Origin of the sequence: Mangrovicoccus algicola, assembly GCF_014903745.1 — a bacterium.
GTDB classification, from domain to species: domain Bacteria; phylum Pseudomonadota; class Alphaproteobacteria; order Rhodobacterales; family Rhodobacteraceae; genus Mangrovicoccus; species Mangrovicoccus algicola.
Window position 1 is genome coordinate 1 of record NZ_JACVXA010000129.1, and the last position, 3,020, is coordinate 3,020.

The 3,020-nt window shown below is 65.7% G+C and carries 4 protein-coding genes; 1 reads left to right on the plus strand and 3 read right to left on the minus strand.

Features of this window, described 5'->3' with window-relative positions; translation table 11 throughout:
• The first annotated feature begins 109 nt into the window (after positions 1-109).
• Positions 110-496, plus strand: a complete 387-nt coding sequence (locus ICN82_RS21420; RefSeq protein ID WP_226898657.1) for a DUF1153 domain-containing protein — start codon at positions 110-112, stop codon at positions 494-496.
• Here ICN82_RS21420 and tnpC read toward each other — a convergent pair.
• The 3 genes from tnpC to tnpA form a co-directional block, all read right to left on the minus strand.
• Positions 460-2,082, minus strand: a complete 1,623-nt coding sequence (gene tnpC / locus ICN82_RS21000; RefSeq protein WP_193187266.1) for an IS66 family transposase — start codon at positions 2,080-2,082, stop codon at positions 460-462. The genes ICN82_RS21420 and tnpC overlap by 37 nt on opposite strands.
• A 62-nt stretch (positions 2,083-2,144) precedes the next feature.
• A complete protein-coding gene (gene tnpB / locus ICN82_RS21005) occupies positions 2,145-2,492 on the minus strand; it encodes an IS66 family insertion sequence element accessory protein TnpB (protein ID WP_193187260.1) in 348 nt (115 codons plus the stop codon).
• The gene (gene tnpA, locus ICN82_RS21010; RefSeq protein ID WP_193187263.1) at positions 2,489-2,872 is read right to left on the minus strand and encodes an IS66-like element accessory protein TnpA; all 384 of its coding nucleotides are present in this window, start codon (positions 2,870-2,872) and stop codon (positions 2,489-2,491) included. The genes tnpB and tnpA overlap by 4 nt, the downstream gene beginning before the upstream one ends.
• Positions 2,873-3,020: the final 148 nt, after the last annotated feature.

Consider the following 3,020-nt stretch of genomic DNA (forward strand, 5'->3'; position numbering starts at 1 on the left):
CCAGCTCGACGCCGAGATAGCGCACCGTGCTGTCCATCTTCGCGTGGCTGTATCGACCCAATGAAAACCTGCTCATGCTACAAGGGAGAACGTAGCGATGAGTATGACGATGGACGACAGCATCAAGCGTTGGACGGCGAAGCGGAAGACGGCTCTGGTGATCGAGATCATCCAGGGCAAGACGACCGTGTCGGAGGCAAGTCGATCATTCGACCTCACACCCTCCGAGATCGAGGGCTGGGTTGAAGACGCCAAGCGGGGGATGGAGAACTCGCTGCGCGCCAACCCGCTCGACATCCGCGAGCAATACGAGAAGCAGCTCCGGGACCTTCAGGAAGCCTATTCCCCGGCGCACGGTCTACTACAAACCGGTGAAAGCCGCGCCGAAGGTCGATCCCCGCTTTGCCGAGCCGATCAAGAAGATGATCGTAACCACCCGGTTTTGACCGCCTTGCAATTTCAGGCGGCGTCGCTCCGGGATGTTTCGGTGGCCTGAGGCTGCCAGTTCCATGGCAGAAGCTCGTCGAGCCGGTTGATCTTGTGGTCGTGGATGCGGTCGAGGACATCAGCTAGATAGGCTTGCGGATCGAGGCCGTTCATCTTCGCGCTTTCGATGATCGTCATTGCCCGCGCCAAGGTCTCGCCGTCGGTGTCCGATCCCGCGAAGAGCCAGTTGCGGCGGCCGACGCCGATCGGTCTCATTCCGCGCTCGGCTGCGTTGTTGTCGATCGCCACGCGGCCGTCTTCCAGGAACAGGCAAAAGGAGGACCAGCGGTTCAGCCCGTAGCGGAAGGCTTTCGCCAGATCGCCCTTGCCGGGGATGCGCCCCAGCTGCTGCTCCGCCCAGGCGCGGAAGGCTTCGACCTTGGGGCGGCTTTTCTCCTGCCGCACGGCGAGCCTCAGCTCGGCGGGCTGTCCCGCGATCTGCCGCTCGATGTCGTAGAGCTTGCCGATGCGGTCGAGCGCCTCGCGGGCGATCCCGGAGCCCGTAGCCGTCCAGACATCATGAAAGTCGCGCCGGAGGTGCGCCCAGCACGCCGCCTGGCGGAACTGCGTCGTGCCATCGGCCCGAGGCTCGTAGAGTTCTCCGAACCCGGAATAGGCATCAGCTTGCAGGATGCCGCCGCTTTGCGCGAGGTGCTTCCGCGGATGTTCGCCCTTCCGGTCCGCCGAGAAGTAATAGGCGGCGCCCGGCGGTGCGGTTCCCGCCCAGGGCCGCTGGTCGCGCACATAGACCCAGATCCGGCCCTGCTTCACGCCCTTGCCGAGGCCCGCGGTCTTGCGCGATCGGTCAAGGACCCGGATGGGCGTGTCGTCGGCATGCAGCAGATCGGTCGACAGAACGTCTTTGCCGATCCGGTCGATCAGCGGCGCCAGCGCCTTCATCGCGCCGCCGCACCAGTCGACCAGCGTCGTGTCGGCAATGCCCGCGCCGAGGCGGGCGAAGATCTCGTTCTGCCGATACAAGGGGACGTGATCGTCGAATTTCGAAACGAGGATGTAGGCCAGCAGTGCAGGCCCGGCCATGCTGCGCGGAATGGGACGGCTCGGTGCGGGCACCTGCACCATCTTCTCGCAGCAGCGGCAGGATTTCTTCACGCGGGCGATCTCGATTACCTTCAGCTGCGCGGCGATCATGTCGAGCATCTCGCTGACATCCTCGCCCACGACCCGCAGCGCGCCGCCACATTCCGGGCAGCTGTCGCCGGGATCGAGCTCGCGGCGTTCGCGCGGCGTGCCCGGCGCCACCTTCGAACGGCGGCGCGGCTTTTGCTCCGGCGAAACGGCGGTCTCATCTGCCGCTTCCTCCTCGTCCACGGCGGGAACGGTCCCGGCCTCGGCCAGGGCGACCTGCAGATCCTCGAGCGCCAGTTCCAGCTGCTCGACCTCGCGCTCGATCTTTTCCGAGGAGGCGCCGAACTTCTGTTTCTGGAGCTTGGCGATCCGCACGCGCAGGGCTTGGACGAGGAGATCGTGGGCGCGGAGAGAGGCCGACATCTTCGCGTTCTCGGCCGAGAGCGCGGCAATCATCGCCTTCAGCAGGTCGGGATCGTCAGGGAGGTTTTCGGCGTTCGCGGACATGCCAGAGCTTACCATGGCAGGGTCCGCAGAACCATGAAAACAAAGGAAATCAGCGAGATAATCTACCCGACCCGCGCCGGTGGCGCGCCCCAGTCGGGCCGCCGCCAATCAATCCCTTCCCAGAGCATGGCCAGCTGCGCCGCGGTCAGCCGGGCCGATCCGCTTTCGGCGGAGGGCCAGGGAAATCTCCCGCGCTCGAGAACCTTGTAGTAAAGGCAGAACCCCTGGCCGTCCCAATAGAGCAGCTTGATCCTGTCACCCTTGCGCCCCCGGAACGCGAAGACGGCGCCGCTGGCGGGCTTCTGCCGCAGCACATCCTGCGCCAGCGCGGCCAGCCCGGCGATGCCCTTGCGCATGTCGGTGGTTCCGCAGGCCAAATAAACCCGGACGCCGGTTCCGGGACCGATCATGCCGCTTCGATCGCCCGGATCAGCCGCGAGAGCTCCGCCTCCGGCAGGTCCGCACGGCAGCGCAGCTGCCGCCCGTTGGCAAGGACGATCGCGACCTCCCCGACCCGGGACGCCATCGCGGCAGTGGGGGCGATGTCCGCGCTATCGGCCGCCGCCAGTTCGACCGGCAGGAAAACCGGTGCATCGACGCCGCGCGGCCAGAGCCCCTCGCGCCTCAGCTCGCGCCGCCAGTGGTAGATGTTCTGCCGCCCCACGTCGTGCCGCCGGGCAACGTCGGACACCGTCCAGCCGTTGACGCCGACCTCTTCGATGATGGCCAGCTTCGCCTCGAAAGACCACCGCCGCCGCCGTTCCGGACCTGTGAACACCTCGTGTCGCATGAAAACCCCTGTCTTCGCGGACACCGAAAATGACGTCCATAGCGACGTAGCCTAAGATCTGACCGAGGACCCGGTAAGGCAGTCCAAATCGGGTGGTTACAGATGATCGAGGAGGAGCCGTCCTTCGGCTATCGGACCGTGGCCTGGC

Coding starts and splice junctions, on each gene's coding strand:
- ICN82_RS21420 (WP_226898657.1), top strand. CDS start 110: ATGGACGACAGCATCAAGCGTTGGACGGCGAAGCGGAAGACGGCTCTG.
- tnpB (WP_193187260.1), bottom strand. CDS start 2,492: ATGATCGGTCCCGGAACCGGCGTCCGGGTTTATTTGGCCTGCGGAACC.
- tnpA (WP_193187263.1), bottom strand. CDS start 2,872: ATGCGACACGAGGTGTTCACAGGTCCGGAACGGCGGCGGCGGTGGTCT.
- tnpC (WP_193187266.1), bottom strand. CDS start 2,082: ATGTCCGCGAACGCCGAAAACCTCCCTGACGATCCCGACCTGCTGAAG.